This is a genomic window from Nocardia sp. 2TAF39 (assembly GCF_052114905.1).
In the GTDB taxonomy this organism is placed as follows: domain Bacteria; phylum Actinomycetota; class Actinomycetes; order Mycobacteriales; family Mycobacteriaceae; genus Nocardia.
On record NZ_JBFRFQ010000015.1, the window covers coordinates 181,744 to 199,265 of the forward strand.

16 protein-coding genes are annotated in these 17,522 nt (G+C 69.1%); 10 read left to right on the top strand and 6 right to left on the bottom strand.

The genetic code is table 11. The features are described 5' to 3' along the window. The first annotated feature begins 58 nt into the window (after positions 1 to 58). The 3 genes from AB4Z47_RS12440 to AB4Z47_RS12450 all read left to right on the top strand — a co-directional run bounded on the left by AB4Z47_RS12440 (position 59) and on the right by AB4Z47_RS12450 (position 3,685). A complete protein-coding gene (locus AB4Z47_RS12440; protein WP_441950433.1) occupies positions 59 to 1,261 on the top strand; it encodes a tobH protein in 1,203 nt (400 codons plus the stop codon). Then, the gene (gene manA / locus AB4Z47_RS12445) at positions 1,261 to 2,481 is read left to right on the top strand and encodes a mannose-6-phosphate isomerase, class I (protein WP_441950435.1); all 1,221 of its coding nucleotides are present in this window, start codon (positions 1,261 to 1,263) and stop codon (positions 2,479 to 2,481) included. The genes AB4Z47_RS12440 and manA overlap by 1 nt, the downstream gene beginning before the upstream one ends. A 277-nt stretch (positions 2,482 to 2,758) precedes the next feature. Beyond that, the gene (locus AB4Z47_RS12450) at positions 2,759 to 3,685 is read left to right on the top strand and encodes a cation diffusion facilitator family transporter (protein WP_441950437.1); all 927 of its coding nucleotides are present in this window, start codon (positions 2,759 to 2,761) and stop codon (positions 3,683 to 3,685) included. A gap of 66 nt (positions 3,686 to 3,751) precedes the next feature. Here AB4Z47_RS12450 and AB4Z47_RS12455 read toward each other — a convergent pair whose 3' ends face one another. Next, positions 3,752 to 5,221, bottom strand: a complete 1,470-nt coding sequence (locus AB4Z47_RS12455; RefSeq protein WP_441950439.1) for a phytoene desaturase family protein — start codon at positions 5,219 to 5,221, stop codon at positions 3,752 to 3,754. Positions 5,222 to 5,280: 59 nt separating this feature from the next. Next, entirely contained in the window at positions 5,281 to 5,871 is a 591-nt protein-coding gene (locus tag AB4Z47_RS12460) for a TetR/AcrR family transcriptional regulator (RefSeq protein WP_441950441.1), read from the bottom strand. A gap of 109 nt (positions 5,872 to 5,980) precedes the next feature. Between AB4Z47_RS12460 and AB4Z47_RS12465 the strand changes: the two genes are divergently transcribed. Next, positions 5,981 to 6,412 (top strand): DUF4267 domain-containing protein, encoded by a 432-nt coding sequence (locus AB4Z47_RS12465; RefSeq protein ID WP_441950442.1) that lies wholly within the window; start codon positions 5,981 to 5,983, stop codon positions 6,410 to 6,412. Positions 6,413 to 6,588: 176 nt separating this feature from the next. Continuing rightward, positions 6,589 to 6,804 (top strand): DUF4287 domain-containing protein, encoded by a 216-nt coding sequence (locus tag AB4Z47_RS12470; RefSeq protein WP_441950443.1) that lies wholly within the window; start codon positions 6,589 to 6,591, stop codon positions 6,802 to 6,804. Positions 6,805 to 6,863: 59 nt separating this feature from the next. On the opposite strand, the gene AB4Z47_RS12475 is transcribed toward AB4Z47_RS12470, so the two are convergent. Further along, on the bottom strand, positions 6,864 to 8,219 hold the full coding sequence (locus AB4Z47_RS12475; RefSeq protein WP_441950445.1) for a cation:dicarboxylate symporter family transporter: 1,356 nt from the start codon (positions 8,217 to 8,219) through the stop codon (positions 6,864 to 6,866). 124 nt (positions 8,220 to 8,343) lie between these two features. On the opposite strand from AB4Z47_RS12475, the gene AB4Z47_RS12480 reads away from it, so the two are divergent. Together AB4Z47_RS12480 and AB4Z47_RS12485 are read left to right on the top strand one after the other, a co-directional pair. Beyond that, positions 8,344 to 9,924 carry an ATP-binding protein gene (locus AB4Z47_RS12480; RefSeq protein ID WP_441950447.1) on the top strand — a complete coding sequence of 527 codons (1,581 nt, stop codon included), beginning with the start codon at positions 8,344 to 8,346 and terminating at the stop codon, positions 9,922 to 9,924. 73 nt (positions 9,925 to 9,997) lie between these two features. After that, positions 9,998 to 10,705 carry a response regulator gene (locus tag AB4Z47_RS12485; RefSeq protein WP_441950448.1) on the top strand — a complete coding sequence of 236 codons (708 nt, stop codon included), beginning with the start codon at positions 9,998 to 10,000 and terminating at the stop codon, positions 10,703 to 10,705. A 13-nt stretch (positions 10,706 to 10,718) separates the two neighbouring features. Here AB4Z47_RS12485 and AB4Z47_RS12490 read toward each other — a convergent pair whose 3' ends face one another. The 3 genes from AB4Z47_RS12490 to AB4Z47_RS12500 all read right to left on the bottom strand — a co-directional run bounded on the left by AB4Z47_RS12490 (position 10,719) and on the right by AB4Z47_RS12500 (position 14,314). Further along, positions 10,719 to 12,026, bottom strand: coding sequence for a cytochrome P450 (locus tag AB4Z47_RS12490; RefSeq protein WP_441950450.1), 1,308 nt, complete (start codon positions 12,024 to 12,026; stop codon positions 10,719 to 10,721). Between the two features lie 137 nt (positions 12,027 to 12,163). Next, on the bottom strand, positions 12,164 to 12,886 hold the full coding sequence (locus tag AB4Z47_RS12495) for a TIGR03089 family protein (protein ID WP_441950452.1): 723 nt from the start codon (positions 12,884 to 12,886) through the stop codon (positions 12,164 to 12,166). 3 nt (positions 12,887 to 12,889) lie between these two features. Next, the gene (locus tag AB4Z47_RS12500) at positions 12,890 to 14,314 is read right to left on the bottom strand and encodes an LCP family protein (RefSeq protein ID WP_441950560.1); all 1,425 of its coding nucleotides are present in this window, start codon (positions 14,312 to 14,314) and stop codon (positions 12,890 to 12,892) included. A gap of 245 nt (positions 14,315 to 14,559) precedes the next feature. Between AB4Z47_RS12500 and rfbD the strand changes: the two genes are divergently transcribed. The 3 genes from rfbD (at position 14,560) to AB4Z47_RS12515 (ending at position 17,493) form a co-directional block, all read left to right on the top strand. Beyond that, complete coding sequence (gene rfbD / locus AB4Z47_RS12505) at positions 14,560 to 15,429, top strand: dTDP-4-dehydrorhamnose reductase (RefSeq protein WP_441950454.1); 870 nt, start codon at positions 14,560 to 14,562, stop codon at positions 15,427 to 15,429. Positions 15,430 to 15,503: 74 nt separating this feature from the next. Continuing rightward, a complete protein-coding gene (locus tag AB4Z47_RS12510) occupies positions 15,504 to 16,367 on the top strand; it encodes a glycosyltransferase family 2 protein (RefSeq protein ID WP_441950561.1) in 864 nt (287 codons plus the stop codon). A gap of 46 nt (positions 16,368 to 16,413) precedes the next feature. Next, the gene (locus AB4Z47_RS12515) at positions 16,414 to 17,493 is read left to right on the top strand and encodes a sugar phosphate nucleotidyltransferase (RefSeq protein ID WP_441950456.1); all 1,080 of its coding nucleotides are present in this window, start codon (positions 16,414 to 16,416) and stop codon (positions 17,491 to 17,493) included. Positions 17,494 to 17,522 lie beyond the last annotated feature (29 nt).

The following is a 17,522-nucleotide window of genomic DNA, read 5'->3' on the forward strand; positions in this document are numbered from 1 at the left end:
ACCGGGTGGGTGCGGGGGCGGAAACGACACAGCGCGATGAGGGGAGGTGGGACGCCCGATGATCGCTGGAACACCGGTGCTCGACCTCGACGATGCCGCTTCGCTCGAGGCGGCCGATACCGGCGGCGCCCTGCGCTCGGCCGCCTCGGGCGGCGCCCAGGTGCGCGCCACCGCGGCGGCCGTGGGTGAGGATGCGCTGGCCCGCCTTGCCGACCTGAGACCGCGCAGCGTGGTGTTGGTTGCCGGTTCCGGACGCGCGGCGCGTGCCGCGAGCCTGCTGGTCGCCGCTCTGGGCGATCGAGCAGGCCTACCCGTCGTGCCCGCGGCCGCCTTGCCACCGTGGGTCGGACCGCTGGACGTAGTGCTCGTCTCCGGGGACGACGCGGGCGATCCGCGCCTCATCGACGCCGTCGACCGGGCGCGGCGCCGCGGTGCCGAGGTGGTCGTCGCCGCGCCGCACGAGGGCCCGCTGCGCGCCGCCGCGGCCGGTCGGGCCGCGCTGCTGGAACCGAGGGTGCAGGTGCTCGATCACAACCGTCTGCTGCGCTTCCTGGCCGCCGGAATCGCGGTACTGCGTGCGGTCGACCCCCTCCGGTCCGGCGCTGCCGTCCCCGAGCTCACAGAGCTGGCCGACGTGCTCGACGCGGAGGCGCTGCGCGACGGCCCGCAGAACGAGGTCTTCCACAACCCGGCCAAGACGCTGGCCGCACGAATGCAACAACGCGGCATCGTGCTCGCGGGCGACTCGCCGGCCGCGGCCGAACTCGCCGAGCATGGCGCCGAGGTGCTACTGCAGTCCGCGGGCCGGGTGTGCGCGGCGGTGGATCTCGCCGAGGCCGTCGCGGCGAAGGGCCGAATAGCCGAAGCGGCAGGCGGATCCACGCCCGACTTCGATCCGCTGTTCCATGACGAGGAGCTCGACGGGCCCGCGCCGGTGGAGCGCATCCGGGTGTTCATGCTCAGCACCGATCGCGATCAGGCGGCCGCGCGCCGTCGGATCGCGGTGTTCGGCGGCGCCGCGTCGAGCCCGGTGGACGCCGATCTGGTCAATGCCGATGTCGACCTGCTGCGCACCGACCTGACCGACCCCGCCGTGCCCGTGCAGACCCAGGCCGAGGAGTCCGCATCCGGACACGGCACCGAACTCGAACAGCTCGCCGTGCTCGCGCTACGACTGGAGATGGCCGCCGCGTACCTAGGGCTGATCGGATCTCGCCCCGCCGCGGCCGACAGCCAGGGGCAGTACGGGGGAAGCTACTAGTGCACGAACTCGTCGGTGCGCTGCGCTCGTATGCCTGGGGATCGCGCACCGCGCTCGCTCAGCTGTGCGGACGGCCGGTTCCTTCCGCGCACCCGGAGGCCGAACTCTGGTTCGGCGCCCATCCCGCCGACCCCGCGCAGGTGCGGGTCGGTGACCACACCGTCTCGCTGCTCGAGCTCGTCGCAGCCGACCCGGATCGAGAATTGGGCGCCGCCGCACCGGAGTTCGGTGGAAAGCTGCCGTTCCTGTTGAAGGTCCTTGCCGCCGAGGAGCCGCTGTCGCTACAGGCGCACCCCAGCACGGCGCAGGCCGAGGCCGGATTCGAACGGGAGAACCGGGCTCGGGTGCCGCTGGACTCGCCGATGCGCAACTACCGTGACGAGAACCACAAGCCCGAACTGATCGTCGCGCTGGACCGGTTCGAGGCGCTCGCCGGATTCCGCGACCCACACCGTACGGTCGAGCTGTTGCGTGCGCTGCGCGTGGACGGGCTCGACCCCTACGCCGAACTGCTTGCCGCCCAACCGGATTCGGCGGGTCTGCGCACCCTGTTCACGACCTGGATCACGCTGCCGCACCAGGTGCTCGCCACACTACTGCCCGCTGTGCTGGACGGCTGCGTGCGCTATCTGTCGGGCAAGGGCAAGCGTGAATTCGTCCCCGAGGCCCGCACCACGCTCGAACTCGCCGAGGCCTACCCCGGCGACGCGGGCGTGCTCGCTGCACTGCTGCTGAACCGGTTGACATTGGAACCGGGCCAGGGCCTGTTCCTCGCAGCCGGGAACCTGCACGCCTACCTACGCGGGCTCGGCGTGGAGATCATGGCCAACTCCGACAACGTACTGCGCGGCGGTCTCACGCCCAAGCACGTGGACGTGCCGGAACTATTACGAGTGCTGGACTTCGAGCCGATCGACCTGCCCGTCGTGCTGCCGGAACCGGCAGGCGACGGGTCGGTGCGCTACCGGACGCCCGCCCCGGAGTTCGTGCTGCGGCGCTTCGATCTCGTCGCAGGCTCCGCGCAGGTGCCGCTGACCGCGGCGGGGCCGGGCATCGTGCTGTGCACGGCGGGGGCGGTACGACTGTTCCAGAACGGCTCCCTGCTCGAGCTCGAGCGTGGCGCCGCCGCGTGGATCTCCGCGGCCGACACCGATATCCGCGCCCAGGCGATGAACGGCGATGCCCAGCTGTTCTGCGCGTGCGTGGGCGGAACACATTGACCGATCCGAATTGTCCGGTCCGGCTGCCCTAGGCGTACCTTCGCATTCGCTCCGGCCATGCGCGGCCTGACGACGGCCTACGCCCGACTGCGCCCATCAGGCGTACCTTCGCATTCGCTCCGGCCATGCGCGGCCTGACGACGGCCTACGCCCGACTGCGCCCATCAGGCGTACCTCCGCATTCGCTCCGGCCATGCGCGGCCTGACGACGGCCTACGCCCGACTGCGCCCATTAGTCTGTTCGCGGATAGGTCGAAAACAGAGAGGACATGCTTCCATGTCGGCTGGTGGTGGCAAGAAGGCGATTATCGCGGCGTTGTCGGCGAACGCGGGCATCGCCGTGGCGAAGTTCGTCGGTGCGGCGATCACGGGCTCCGGGTCGATGCTCGCCGAGGCGGTGCACTCCGTGGCCGACACCGGCAACCAGGCACTCCTGCTGCTCGGTCAGCGCCGCGCCGAGCGTGCGGCCGACGCGCTGCACCCGTTCGGGTACGCGCGCAATCGCTACTTCTATTCGTTCATCGTGGCGCTGGTGCTGTTCACGCTCGGCTCCGGATACGCGATCTACGAGGGCATCCACAAGATCCAGCATCCGGAGGAACTGAGTTCGCCGCTGGTGGCGATCGTCATCTTGGTGATCGCGATCGGGCTGGAGTCCTACAGCTTCATGACCGCGATGCGGGAATCGAAGCCGCTCAAAGGTGATGCGAGCTGGTGGCGGTTCATCCGCAATTCGCGCAGCCCCGAACTTCCGGTGGTGCTGCTGGAGGACACCGGCGCGCTGGTCGGTCTGCTGTTCGCGTTCGCGGGCGTCGGCCTGACCATGCTCACCGACGATGCGGTCTGGGACGGCGTCGGCACCCTGGCCATCGGCGGGCTGCTCGGTGTGATCGCGATCGTGCTCATCGTGGAAATGCAGAGCCTGCTGATCGGCGAGGGCGCGACCCCCGACGAGGACCGGCAGATCCGCGAGAATCTGGTCGACGGCACCCGCATCGACCGGTTGATCCACCTCAAGACCCAGTACCTCGGCCCAGAGGAGCTGCTGGTAGCCGCGAAGATCGGCGTGGTTCCCGGCCTCGATGTCGCCGCCATCGCCACCGCGATCGACGACGCCGAATCCCGCGTGCGCGCCGCCGTCCCCGCCGCCCGCGTCATCTACCTCGAACCCGACCTCTACCGCACCGAACTCGCCAAGGGGTAGCTCTTCGCACACCGCCGGTACCTGACACGGCGCAAGCATGGTGGGACGAACTGGCGTGCGAAGGAATCAGCGAAGCTGCGGGGTGCGAGTGCGGAGAAGGTCCAAGGGGTCGGTGTGGATCGCGAAGCGCCCACGCAGGGCGTGGCGAGCAGCGTGCAGGCCGTTCATACCGTGCACGCCCGGACCAGGCGGGGTCGCCGACGAGCACAGGTAGACGCCGGGAATGGGTGTGGTGTAAGGGCTCCAGCGCACGGCGGGGCGGAAAGCGAACTGGCGCAGGGTCATCGCGCCCGCGGAAATATCGCCGCCGACGTAGTTGGCGTTGTGCGCGGGCATCTCGGCCGCGGTGCGGACATTCGTGGCCGCGATCAGGTCGCGGAAACCCGGTGCGAAACGGTCTACCTGGGCGATCACGGCGTCGCTTACGTCGCGGGTGGAGCCGTTCGGCACGTGCGCGTAGGTATAGAACGTGTGGCCGCCCGCGGGCGCCCGGGTCGAATCGACCACGCCGGGTTGGATGGACAGCACATAGGGCCGTTCGGCGTGTTGTCCTGCGGCGACGGCGTGTTCAGCCGCCATGGCCTCGGCGCGAGTGCCGATGACGTGCACCGTTCCGGCCAGTTCGCAGCCATCGGCCTGCCACGGCACCGGCCCGGACAGCGCGAAGTCGATCTTGCACGCGGCACCACCGTAGCGGAAACGCCGCAGCCGCTCGGCATATCGCGCGGGCAGCCGGTCCCCTGCGATGCGCAGCAGTTCGGCGGGGGCCAAGTCGAGCATGATCGCGCGGGCGTCGGAGAACTCGTCCAGCGAGTCGACCCGGTGCCCGGTGTATATCCGTCCGCCGAGGCGTTCGAGTTCGGCGATCAGAGCATCGGGGATCGCCTGGCTACCGCCGCGCGGAATTACCCAGCCTCCGGCGTGGGCCAGGGTGCCGAGCAGCAGTCCGGCGCCCGCCGCGGTGATGGCGCGCGGCGGGATGATCGCGTGCGTGGCGATGCCGGTGAGCAGGGCGGGCGCGGCTTGATCACGAAACCTGATGTCCCACAACGGCGTGCCTTGCTCCAGGGTTCGTAGCCCGAACCGGAACGCGGTCCCGGGTCCCGGCGGCATCCTGCGCAGGTCCGACATGGCGAAATCGACGACGTCCGGCCAGTGCCGTACCAGCGGCGCGAACAGGGAACGCCAGGCCGCGCCGTCCCGGCCCAAACCATCGACGGTCCGCGCCAGATCCCGCCAGGCCAGTCCGGCCACACCGCCGTCGAGCGGATGCGCGTAGGACACCTCCGGCGCGAGTAGCTCGACACCGTGTGCCTCGAGGTCGAACGCGCGAAAGAACGGCGACGCCAACGCCATCGGATGCGCGCCGGCGCACACGTCGTGCCGGTATCCGGGCAGGGTCAGCTCGGCTGTGCGCGATCCGCCCCCGGCCGTCGCCTCGGCTTCGTACACCTCCACCGCAAGGCCGGCGCTGGCAAGGATTACCGCGGCGGCCAGCCCGTTCGGCCCGGAGCCGACCACCACCACATCAGCCATGCTTCCACGCTACCGGCCGACGACCACCTCGACGGGCGAGCCGACGCCGCCGGATCCGGTCAGGTGAGCGGCGCGCCGACGGCGGCGAGCCATTCGGCTACCAAGAGCGTGAGGCGTTGGTCGCGAAGTTCGGGGCGAAGACGTCGGCCGCGTTCGAGGGTGGCCAGGCCGTGCAGGGCGCTCCAGGCGACCTCGGTGCGGGCGCCCAGGTCGGGTTCGCCGACGAAGGGCCGGAACATGGCTTCCAGTTCGCCGAAACCGTCGCGCAGTGGCTGCGGCGCCGCCAACCCGAACGTGAGGTCGGTGCTCATCAGGAACATCGCGTCGTAGAGCGCCGGGTTGGCCGCGGCGAAATCCTGGTAGGCCCGCGCTACGCGGGCCAGCGCGTCGACCACGTCGGCCGCCGCGGCGTGTGCCTGCCGCAGGACGGCGCTGAGGTCGGCGAATCCCTGTTCCGCGACGGCCGCGACGATCGCCGACTTACCGGCGAAGTGGCTGTACAGCACGGGCTGGCTGTACTCGATCCGCTCGGCGAGACGGCGCACGGTCACCGCCTCCCATCCCTGTTTTTCGGCGAGATCGCGTGCGGTGTCGATGATGCGCTGCTGGCGGTCGGCCCGCTCCCGTTCCTTGCGTGTCTGGGTGCTCATAGCAAAATTCTAGCATCGCTAGACAAGCTATCGCGGCTCAGTTAACGTTGCCCTTGAATCTAGCGTTGCTAAATTTCAGCGCAGCGATAATCGAACCAGGAGCGCCGCCATGACCCTCTCCCGCATCGCCACCGTCCTGTCCCTGATCGGTGCCGCGTTCATCCTCTACATCGGGATCAGCTACCTGTTCACCCCCGACACCATCGCCCCCGGATTCGGCCTCCCCGCCTGGCCGGACGGCGACGCGGCCGCATTCATGAACCTGAAGGGCGTGCGCGACACCGTGTCCGGCGTGCTGATCCTGGCATTGCTCGGCGCGCGGCAACGCTACGCACTCGGCATCGCGACACTGGTCATCGCGCTCGTCCCGATCGGCGACATGCTGACCGTGCTGAGCTGGAGCGGCTCCACCGCCACCGCGTTCGGAGTCCACGGCCTGACCGCCGTTTTCGTCGCGCTGACCGGTGTGCTGCTCATCCGCGAGCAGAGTCTGCGGAATCGCACCGAGTCGAGGCCCGACGCGGTCGGTGCGGGCGCCTGAGGCCGGCCGCCCGGCGCGCCACCTCGGCATACTGTCCAGGCATCGCTTCGAATGGGGCCAGCCCCAGAAAGTTCGAATGCCCCGGTGAATTGGAGCACACCCGCTCCCCCGGCGATGAATTACGCGAGGCCGCCCCGTCACCACCACCGAACGCACGACGAGCAAGGAGATCGACCATGGCGACCAAGCCCCACGGCCCCGCGTCCTACTTCCCCTCTATCGAGGCCAAGTACGGCCGCACCATCGAGGAGTGGAAGGCCGCCATGCGCGACACCGGGCTGACCTCGCACAAGGAGCTCGTCGAGTGGCTGAAGACCGAGCACGGTTTCGGACACGGTCACGCCTCCGGCATCACCCAGCACTACCTCCACCCGGAGAAGTGGGCAAACTGACCCGGAAACGCGACGAAGGGCCCGCAGATCCTGCGGGCCCTTCGTCGTTCACCGTGCGGCTAAGCCGTAACCAGGTCCTTGGTTTCGGGTTGCCGCGGCGGCGGCGTCCCGTGGTCGTCGTCGACCATGGTCCGCTCGTCGAAGGGCAGCTTGCGATCGAGCACGTCCTTCACCCGGTCGACGTTGATGGTCTTGGTCCAGGTGCCGATCAGCACCGTGGCGACCGCGTTCCCGGAGAAGTTTGTCAGCGCGCGTGCCTCGGACATGAAACGGTCGATGCCGACGATCAGACCGATACCGTCGAGCAGTTCGGGCCGGTGACTCTGCAACCCGCCGGCCAGCGTCGCGAGACCGGCGCCCGTGACACCCGCCGCGCCCTTGGACGCGATGATCATGAACAGCAGCAGTCCGACCTGCTCGCCGAGAGCGAGCGGTTTGCCCATCGCGTCGGCGATGAAGATCGACGCCATGGTCAGGTAGATGGCGGTGCCGTCCAGGTTGAACGAATACCCGGTCGGCACGACCACCCCCACCGTGGTGCGCTCCACCCCCAGGTGGTCCATCTTCGCGATCAGGCGCGGCAGCGCGGACTCCGACGACGAGGTCGCGACGATCAGCAGGTACTCCCGCGCCAGGTAGCGGACCAGCTTGAGGATGGACACCCGCGACACCGCCCACAGCAGCACGCCGAGCACACCGAAGACGAACACCAGGCAGGTCAGGTAGAACGCGGCCATCAGCGTGGCCAGCTTCACCACCGCATCGAGCCCGGTCTTGCCGACCACGTTCGCGATCGCGCCGAACGCGCCGATCGGCGCCAGCCACAGGATCATCGCCAGGATCCGGAAAACGAGCTTCTGAATGATCGCCACCGCGCGCAGGACCGGCTCACCCGTCTTGCCCATGGCCTGCACCGCGAAACCGACCAGCAGCGCGACGAACAGCGCCTGCAGTACGTTGCCCGCGGTGAGCGAGGACAACAGCGTGGTCGGGACGATGCCCTGGATGAAGTCCCAGGTACCGCCCGCGCTATGCGCGGTGTTGGCTAGATCGTGACCGGCTTTGACCGACTTGGTGACGTTCAGGCCGGTACCCGGCTGCAGCAGATTGCCGACCACGATGCCGATACCGAGGGCGATGGTCGACATGACCAGGAAGTATCCGATGGCCAGGCCGCCGACCTTGCCGACGGTGGCGGCCGCGCGCACCGAGCCGATACCGAGCACGATGGTGCAGAAGATGACGGGTGCGATCATCATCTTGATCAGGTTGACGAAGATGGTCCCCAGCGGGGCGAACGACTGCCCGACCTCGGGCGCCAGCCAGCCGACGAGGATGCCCCCGACCACCGCCACGATGACGGCCAGATATAGCCAATGGGTGCGGTCGTGCCGCGTAGTAGTCGAATCGCTCATCGCGCTGGGTTCTCCTGCGAGTGGTACCGAAGTGAGGTGTCTCATGCACCCCAGGCAGAATGATGACTGGCCGGGGTGATCCGGGTCACTGTTTGGTGCATTACGTTCAGCGAAGGAAGAGCTTGTGAGACGCGGTCGGCTGTCCCTAGCCGGTCAGGCATTCGCCCTCCAGCTGGTCGTGCTCGCGATGATGATCGCCATCGGCGCGGTACTCGCGGTCTTGGACGCCAGGCACGACAGCGACGTCACCACCACCCGTGAGGTCATCGACGTCGCAGTGACCGTCGCGGACGCGCCGTCCACCGTCTCCGCACTCCACACCGCCGATCCGACAGCGCTGCTGCAGCCGGTCACCGAGGACATCCGGCGCGAGACCGGCATGGACTTCATCGTGGTCATGGCGCCGGATCGGACCCGCTACACACACACCAACCCCGCGAACATCGGACTGCCTTTCAGCGGCAACATCGATCGCGCGCTGGCGGGCGAGACATTCACCGAGACCTACTCGGGCACCCTCGGCCCTTCCATCCGTGCGGTCACTCCGATCTACGACGACGGGCGCGTCGTCGGTCTGGTTTCCGCCGGAGTGACCCGCGCGAAGATCGGCGACCAGGTCGCTACCCAGGTGCCGCTGATCCTCGGCGTGGCGAGCGCGGGTCTTGTGGTGTCGGGGGCCGGCTCGTTCCTGCTGAGTCGTCGACTGCGGCGGCAGACCCACGGCCTCGCGCCCGACGAACTGCGCGTGATGTACGAGCACCACGACGCCGTGCTGCATTCCATCCACGAGGGTCTTGTGGTGTTCGGGCCGTCCGGCGAGCACGCCGAGGTGGTCAACGACGAGGCACGCAGGCTGCTCGACCTACCCTCCGGCAAGATCCGGCGCAGCGACCTTCCGCTCTCGCTGCAGCGGATGAGCTGGGGTGTCGTGCGGGACGAGATGCACGTGACCTCCGATCGGATCCTGCTGGTCAACCAGGACATCGTGACGTGGGAGGACCGGCCGATCGGCACCGTGATGACGATCCGCGACCACACCGAATTGCGCGCGGTGATGGGCGAACTCGATACCGTGCGCAGTTTCGCGCAGTCGCTGCAGGCGCAGGCGCACGAGTCCGCCAACCGGCTGCACACCGTCGTCACGATGGTCGAGCTGGGCCGCCACCGCGAAGCCGTGGAGTTCGCCACCTCGGAACTCGAACTGTCTCAGGCGCTGATCGACCGGCTGCTCGCCGCGGTGGGCGCGCCCGCGCTCGCCGCACTGCTGCTCGGCAAGGTGAACCAGGCGACCGAGCGAGGCATCGAGCTGACCATCACCGAGGACACCGCACTCGACTCGGTGGACCCGTTGTCCCCGCACGAAACCGTCACGCTGGTCGGCAATCTCATCGACAACGCGATCGACGCCGCGGCGGCCACTGCGTCCGGATGGGTGGAGGTCACCATGCGATATCAGGACGCCGACGCCGACGCGGCGGATCGCAATTCGGTGCTCTTCGTCCGGGTGGCCGACAGCGGTCCCGGCATGTCGGCGGAAAAGTTTGCGCGCGCCTCCCAGCGCGGCTATTCGACCAAAGCCGATCATCACGGGCTCGGTCTCGCACTGGTTCACCGTCTGGTGGCCCGCTACGGGGGAACCATTCGCACCGAACGGGATCCCGAAAGCGCGGTGACCGTGACGATTCCACGAAAGGACACCGCATGAGCGGTCAGGCCCAGAGGCGGCAGCGAAGCGTGACCACGCAGGGCCCCGCTCATGCGAGAAAGGACACCGCACGATGATCCGAGTGCTGATCGTCGAGGACGAGCCGCTCATCGCCGAGGCACACCGCGCCTACGTGGAGCGCATCGCCGGGTTCACCCCCGTCGGCGTCGCCCATACCGGACGCGAGGCGATGCGCGCCGCGGCCGATGCCGCCGCCGAGGGCGCGCCGATCGATTTGGTGCTCATGGACATCGGCCTGCCGGACGCGAGCGGCCTCGATGTCGCCGCCGCCCTGACCGGCCTCGCGCCGCGCCCGGACGTCATCGCCATCACCTCCGCGCGCGACCTCGCCCTGGTGCGCACCGCCGTGTCGCACGGCGTCGTGCTGTATCTGCTGAAGCCGTTCACCTTCGCCGCGTTCCGCGACAAGCTGGACCGCTACCGGGAATTCCGCACCGCTCTCCCCGCCGGCGAGTCCGCCATCTCCCAGCACGACATCGACCGGGCGCTCAGCGCGCTGCGCACCTCCGACCAGCGCGCCGCCACCCCGAAGGGCGTCGCGCCCCAGACGCTGGACGAGATCTCCCGCGCCGTGCGCGCCGCCGAGACCGAAGGAATGACGGCCGCCGACACCGCGACCTCGATCGGGGTTTCTCGCATCACCGCGTGGCGCTACCTGGAGAAACTGGCCGACGACGGCCTGGTCGTCCGGCGCTCGGACTACGGGAGGGCGGGTCGCCCGAAGACCCGCTACGTCTGGAAGAGCGCGTCCACTGGCTGATCGGGCGATCCGGTCAGACCGCGGTCGGTTCCGGCGCCGTAGCCCGGCGTCCGAGCCGAACCGGCATCCGCTCGTAGCCGTGCAGCGTGAACAGCTTGCGGCGTTGCGGCGCGCCGTCCAGCCGGAGGTCGGGGAACCGGTCGAACAGGGCCTGTAGCGCGTAGACACCTTCCATCCTGGCCAGGCTGGCACCGAGGCAGACATGCACGCCGCTGCTGAACGAGAGGTGATCCTTGGCGTTCTCGCGCCCGACGTCGAACCGCTCGGGGTCGGCGAAGACCGCGGCGTCGCGGTTGGCGCCCGCCAGCGACAGCACTACCGTGTTGCCCTTGCGTACCCGCACGCCCTCGATCTCCACGTCGGTCAACGCGGTCCGTGCCGTCGTCTGCACCGGCGAGTCGATGCGCAGGATCTCCTCGACGGCGTTCGGCCACAACTCCGGCTCGGTGCGCAGCCGCTCCAGCTGATCGGGATGGGCGAGCAGCTGCACGACGCCGTTGCCGATGAGGTTCACCGTCGTCTCGAAACCCGCGCCCATGAGCAGGCTCGCGGAGGCCTTCAGCGCGTTGTCGTCCAGCTCGCCCGCGATGACCAGGCTGCTGAGGATGTCTTCGCCCGGCTCGCGGCGCAATCGCTCGATATGCTGGCCGAGGTAGTCGTTCATCACCTCCATGGACCGCAGCGCCTTGCGGTGCACCCGCCACGAGATGCCGAGGTCCAGCAGCGGCGTCATCCGATCGCCCCAGTCGAGGAACATCGCCCTGTCCTCGTCGGGAAAGCCGAGCATCTCGGAGATGATCGCGATCGGCACCTGCGCGGCGAACGACTCGATCAGGTCGGCCGATCCGCCCGAGGGCAACGCGTTCAGCAATTCCGCCGTGACGGACTCGACCCGGTCGCGCAGCCTTCGGATAGCGCGCGGCGTGAACGCCGAGGCGACCGGCTTGCGCATCAGGGTGTGCTGCGGCGGATCGATCACCAGCATCGATGGCGGCTCGACCGGGTTCGGCGGCAGCGGGAAGCGCTCGGCGAGCTTCTGCATCGGCGTGGGGATATTGAAGCTCTCGGTGGTGCGCACGCCGAATCTGTTGTCGCGCAGGATCGCACGACACAGCTCGTGGTCGAACGTCGCCCACGAGATCGGAGTGCGGATGAACTTGCCCTGGCCGCGCAGCCGCTCGATCAGCGGGTACGGGTCGGCGCAGCCACTTGGCCCGCCTACCAGCTCGGCGAACGGGTCACCGCGGCGGGCTTGCGCGCGCAGGACGAGACGCGGCACTCCCTGCACCGACAACCAGCGGAACCAATACTGCGGCTTCATATGTCCTCAACCCCCGTCGTTGTGCGATCGGCTCCACCGTACGGAATCCGGCCGACTTGTGGAACGTCCCCTGGTCGGACTCCGGCCTATACCGCGGTAGGAGCCGGGAAGCGTTCGTCCACGATGCCGGGTCCTGCTCACCCGCGCTGCGCGGTGACGCGTTCCGACGCGATCCGCCGGTCACGTAGCTCCGGATCGGGATTGACCACCTGCACCAGCGAGGCGCCCGCGGCGAGCACCGCGACGTACCCGTCGATCAGCTCCGCCGGGGTCTCCCACGGCGTGCTCGACAGGACCCGGTCGCCCTCGGAGAAGCCTTGCCGCATGGCCGATTTCCTCGCCTCGGCGAGTACCTCCGCGACCGGCATACCGTCCAGCGCGACACCGGCCCCGCGGGGCAGGAACTGGTCGCCGTGAACACGCACCGCGGTGGCGAAATCGGTGATCCCGACGGGTAAGTCGCGCACCGGGGCGCCCATCGCGTCGAGCGACAGCGCGGCGACCTCGCCGACGCCGTCGGCGTCGTCCAGGCGGTCGGGGGTCACCAGGGCCAGGTCGGCGTCCTCGTCCGGGCGCAGCACCACCTCGGTGCCCGCCCACCAGCAGCCGAGCAGCACCGCGGCGGTCTGCCAGTGCGCGGGCAGCAGCACGGCGATCCGGGCGCCGGGGCTCAGGCCGAACTCGTCGCGAATCAGGTTGGCGGTCTTGGCCGCCCAGTTCGCCAGCGTCAGACCGGACAGCTCGATCCGCGCGCCGGTAGCGTCGTCGTAGTAGGTGACGCGCGGGCCCGCGGGTTCGCGGGCGAGGATCGGATCGAGTACCGCTTCGGTGAGGGTGTGGGCCTGGTCGATGTCACGCATGGTTCAGTTCACGCATTTCGGTCCGTTCTGGCCTGCGTCGATCGGTGGGGCGGGCGGCACGGGTGTAGCGGAGGTCGACGTTCCGGAGAAGTCGGACACACTGCTGGCCGCCGAGCCGGGACCAGAATAGTCGTTCGCCAGCACGACGCTCACAGAACCCGCCGACAGTGCCGAATCGGCGACGACCGACAGCCCGCCCAGCGCCTTCGCTACCGCCTCGGCCTTCGGGTCCGAGGTGGTGGCGGCGAGCACCCGGCTGCTCGTGACGCTTCGGCCGGTGTAGTTGGTCACCGCGCCTTCGCGAAAACCCTTGGCGTTCAACGCCTGCGCCACCTGAGCCGCGAGTCCGACGACGCCGCCGGCGTTGTAGACGCTGACGGTCACCGTTGCCGGGTCGACCCCGAGATCGGAGTTCTGCGCGGATTCACCGTCGGCTACCAGCGCGGCGATGTAGGTCTTGACCGCCTTGGGATCCACCTTCACCACCGACTCGCCACTGCTGGTCTCACCGTTGAGATCCTTGACGGGAATGGTCTCGAACTTCACCTGCCCGCCGGACAGATCCTCCAACTGCTGCAGGAACGCGACCACGTCCCAGGCGTCGTCCAGCACGACCGTCCGCCCCACCGCGTCGCTGAGCTGCTTCAGCCTGCCCGGATTCCGCAGCGTCTTCGCGCTGAGCACCTGCCGCACGAGCTGCGCCATGAACACCTGCTGGCGCACGATGCGATCGAGGTCGCCGCGCATCAGATCGTGTCGCTGGCGCACGAAGCTCAGCGCCTGCGGCCCGTCCAGGCGCTGGCGGCCCGCGGGGAAGTCGGCGCCGGACATCCACTCGTCGACCGGCCGGTTCAGGCACACCTCGACGCCGCCGACGGCATCGGTGAGCAGCACGAAGCCGAGCAGACTCACCTCGGCGTAGTGGTCGACGGTGATGCCGGTCAGGTTGGCCACGGTCTTGATCAGCGCCTGTCTGCCCGCCTTCGTGGACTGCTGCTCCGCGTCGGCTGCCGAGACGCCCTGGTCGAGCAGCTTCGCCTGCTGCGTCGCCTTGGTCACGCCGTAGGCCGAGTTGATCTTGCCCATGCCGATACCGGGAATGTCGACGTAGGAGTCGCGCGGAAGGGAGATGGCGGTCGCGGAGCGGCCGTCGTTCGGCACGCGCAGCAGCACGATGGTGTCGGTGTTGGTGCCGACCTCGTCGCCCGCGTGCAGCATGGCGCGCTCTCCGTCCGACAGCGGGTTGCCGTGCGCGTCGGCGCGACTGTCCACGCCGACGAGCAGGATATCCACCGCGCCGTCGCGGCCACCGCCGAGACCGAGGTCGCCGATGCGCTCGATATCGGCGATCAGCGAGTCGACGCTGCGCCAGGCGAAACCGGTGAGCACGAGCACAAGCACCGAGGCGACCGCGACGGCGAGACGCAGTGGCCCGACCGATTGCGCGCCTGCTCCGGTCGATCGCGACGGGATCGATGTTCCCCTCCGCTGCGACAACTCTGCATCCTCCTCGCCGAAAGTTGGTGTCCTCGCGTCGCTTGCGCACTTGCCCCGTCGCCCCGGTTCCCGCCCCGCCCCGCCCGGTCCGGGAAGCCCCCGATACTCCAAGGCTAACGAACGGTTACTGGGAAGGACCTCAACCACCGGTATGACGGCGTGCCAGACTTGCGCCCGTGACCGCCCCTACCGCGCCCGACTTCGCCGCATCCGCACACCTCGTCGTCACCGGCGCGCGCGGCCAGGTAGGCCGGGAACTGCTGCGTCTCGCTCCGGCTGCCCGCGGCTATGGACGCGCCGAACTGGACATCACCGATCCGTCCGCGGTGCGCGCGGTGCTCGCGCCAGGTGACGTGGTGCTGAACTGCGCCGCCTACACCGCCGTCGACCGCGCCGAAACCGAAATCGAGGCGGCGTACGCGGGGAACGAGACCGGTCCCGCCGTGCTCGCCGCCGCCTGCGCCGACCTCGGCGCCCGCCTGATCCATCTGTCCACCGACTACGTCTTCCCAGGAACCCACGATCGGCCGTACGACACCACCGATCCGACCGGGCCCGCAACCGTCTACGGCAAGTCCAAGCTTGCGGGCGAACGGGCGTTGCTCGCGCGATGCCCTGACGCGCACGTGGTGCGCACTGCGTGGGTATATGCCGGGCGCGGCGGCGATTTCGTCGCGACGATGCTGCGTCTCGAACAGGAACGTGACACCGTCGACGTGGTCGACGACCAATTCGGCTCGCCCACCTACGCCGCCGACTTAGCCGCGGCCCTGCTGGAACTGGCAGAGCGACCGGATACGCCACGCGTGCTGCACGCCACCAATGCCGGGCAGGCCAGTTGGTTCGAACTCGCGCGCGCGGTGTTCGCCGGGGCCGGCGCCGACCCAGGGCGCGTCCGCCCGTGTGACTCGTCCGCACATCCGAGACCCGCACGGCGCCCGGCATATTCGGTGCTGTCGCCTCGCTCCTGGAACGAGGCCGGGCTGACCCCGCTGCGCGATTGGCGGACGGCACTGGAGGACGCGCTGGTGCGAGTGTCCGACTAGGGTTGGCAACTGTGAGTGAGCGCAGCGAGCGAACCGAAGACACAGCAGCTTCTGATTCCGTCACCCCCGCGGGCGTGGCCGTCGTCACGGTGACCTATTCACCGGGTGAGCACCTAGAGCACTTCATCACCACCCTGGCCGTGGCCACCACCGAGAAACCACAGGTGATCCTCGCCGACAACGGGTCGGTGGACGGCGTGCCGGAGCTGGTCGCCGAGGCCAATTCGCACGTCCGGCTGCTGCGCACCGGAGGCAACATCGGCTACGGCGGTGCGATCAATCGGGCGGTCGGGGAGATCGATCCCGACATCGAGTTCGTCGTGATCGCCAATCCGGACATCCGCTGGAGCACCGATTCCATCGACAAGTTGCTCGCCGCTGCCAAGCGCTGGCCGCGAGCGGGCGCGCTCGGGCCGATGGTGCGGGAGCCGGACGGCAGCGTGTACCCCTCCGCGCGCCGGGTGCCCGGGCTGCTCGACGGCGCGGGGCACGCGATCCTCGGCGCGGTGTGGAAGTCCAATCCGTGGAGCCGCCGGTACCGGCAGGAGAACGAGGAGATCTCCGAGCGGGCCGTCGGCTGGTTGTCCGGGTCGTGCCTGCTGGTGCGGCGCGCGGCCTTCGACTCGATCGACGGCTTCGACTCGCGCTACTTCATGTACATGGAAGACGTCGACTTCGGCGACCGCATGGGCAAGGCGGGGTGGCACAACGTGTTCGTGCCGGACGCCGAGGTCACCCATGCCAAGGGCCACGCCGCGGGCCGCCATCCCGAGGTGATGCTGCCCGCGCACCACGCCAGCGCCTACCGTTTCCAGGCCGACCGGCATCCACACTGGTGGCAGGCGCCGTTGCGGTTGGCGTTGCGGGCCGGACTTGCGGTGCGCTCACGGATTGCGGTTCGATCTGCCCTGCGCCAACAGGCGCAGAGCGCCGGGTAACCGGCGCATGAGCGGATAAGGACCCACTGTGAACAGGGGAAGCTTGATGGCAGGCAATGCAGGCACCGACGCCGTGATCCTGGTCGGCGGCCAGGGGACGCGGCTGCGTCCGCTGACCCTTTCGGCACCCAAGCCGATGCTGCCGACGGCCGGACTGCCGTTCCTGACCCATCTGCTCGCCCGCATCGCGGAGGCCGGGATCACGCATGTGGTGCTGGGCACCTCGTTCAAGGCGGAGGTGTTCGAGGAGCACTTCGGCGACGGGGCCGATCTCGGGCTGGAGCTCGAGTACGTCACCGAGACCGAGCCGCTCGGCACCGGCGGCGGCATCCGGAACGTACTCTCCAAGCTGCGGGCGGACAACGTGATGGTGTTCAACGGTGACGTGCTCGGCGGCACGGACCTCGGCGCGGTGCTGGACACGCACGAGTCCACCAACGCCGACGTGACGCTGCACCTGGTCCGGGTGAGCGATCCGCGCGCGTTCGGCTGTGTACCGACCGACGAGAACGGGCGGGTCACCGCGTTTCTGGAGAAGACCCAGGACCCGCCGACCGACCAGATCAACGCCGGCTGCTACGTCTTCCGTCGCGAGTACATCGAGAAGATCCCGGCCGGGCGTCCGGTCTCGGTGGAGCGCGAGGTGTTCCCGTCGCTGCTCGCCGAGGGCGCCCGCGTCCAGGGCCATGTCGACGCCTCGTATTGGCGGGACATGGGCACCCCCGAGGACTTCGTCCGTGGCTCCGCGGACCTGGTGCGCGGTATCGCACCCTCGCCCGCCCTGCCTGGTCAGCGCGGCGAATCGCTGGTCCATCCTGGTGCGGGCGTCGCGCCGGGGGCGTTGCTCATCGGCGGCACGGTCGTCGGTCGCGGCGCCGAGATCGGCGCGGGCGCGCGACTGGACGGCGCGGTCGTCTTCGACGGCGCTGTGATCGAAGCGGGTGCCACGGTCGAACGCACCATCATCGGCTTCGGCGCGCGCATCGGGCCGCGCGCGCTCGTCCGCGACGGCATCATCGGCGACGGCGCGAACATCGGCGCACGCTGCGAGCTGCTGCGCGGCGCGCGAGTCTGGCCCGGCGTCGAAATCCCCGACGGAGGCATCCGCTTCTCGACGGACGTTTAGCCGATCGCCTTTCACGGTATCGAGTTGCC

Bases quoted from the DNA above. Each gene is read 5' to 3' on its own strand.
- AB4Z47_RS12460 (WP_441950441.1), bottom strand. From the start codon at position 5,871: ATGAGCACCCAGACACGCAAGGAACGGGAGCGGGCCGACCGCCAGCAG.
- AB4Z47_RS12490 (WP_441950450.1), bottom strand. From the start codon at position 12,026: ATGAAGCCGCAGTATTGGTTCCGCTGGTTGTCGGTGCAGGGAGTGCCG.
- AB4Z47_RS12465 (WP_441950442.1), top strand. From the start codon at position 5,981: ATGACCCTCTCCCGCATCGCCACCGTCCTGTCCCTGATCGGTGCCGCG.
- AB4Z47_RS12455 (WP_441950439.1), bottom strand. From the start codon at position 5,221: ATGGCTGATGTGGTGGTGGTCGGCTCCGGGCCGAACGGGCTGGCCGCC.
- AB4Z47_RS12515 (WP_441950456.1), top strand. From the start codon at position 16,414: ATGGCAGGCAATGCAGGCACCGACGCCGTGATCCTGGTCGGCGGCCAG.
- AB4Z47_RS12450 (WP_441950437.1), top strand. From the start codon at position 2,759: ATGTCGGCTGGTGGTGGCAAGAAGGCGATTATCGCGGCGTTGTCGGCG.
- AB4Z47_RS12470 (WP_441950443.1), top strand. From the start codon at position 6,589: ATGGCGACCAAGCCCCACGGCCCCGCGTCCTACTTCCCCTCTATCGAG.
- AB4Z47_RS12485 (WP_441950448.1), top strand. From the start codon at position 9,998: ATGATCCGAGTGCTGATCGTCGAGGACGAGCCGCTCATCGCCGAGGCA.
- AB4Z47_RS12495 (WP_441950452.1), bottom strand. From the start codon at position 12,886: ATGCGTGACATCGACCAGGCCCACACCCTCACCGAAGCGGTACTCGAT.
- AB4Z47_RS12440 (WP_441950433.1), top strand. From the start codon at position 59: ATGATCGCTGGAACACCGGTGCTCGACCTCGACGATGCCGCTTCGCTC.
- AB4Z47_RS12475 (WP_441950445.1), bottom strand. From the start codon at position 8,219: ATGAGCGATTCGACTACTACGCGGCACGACCGCACCCATTGGCTATAT.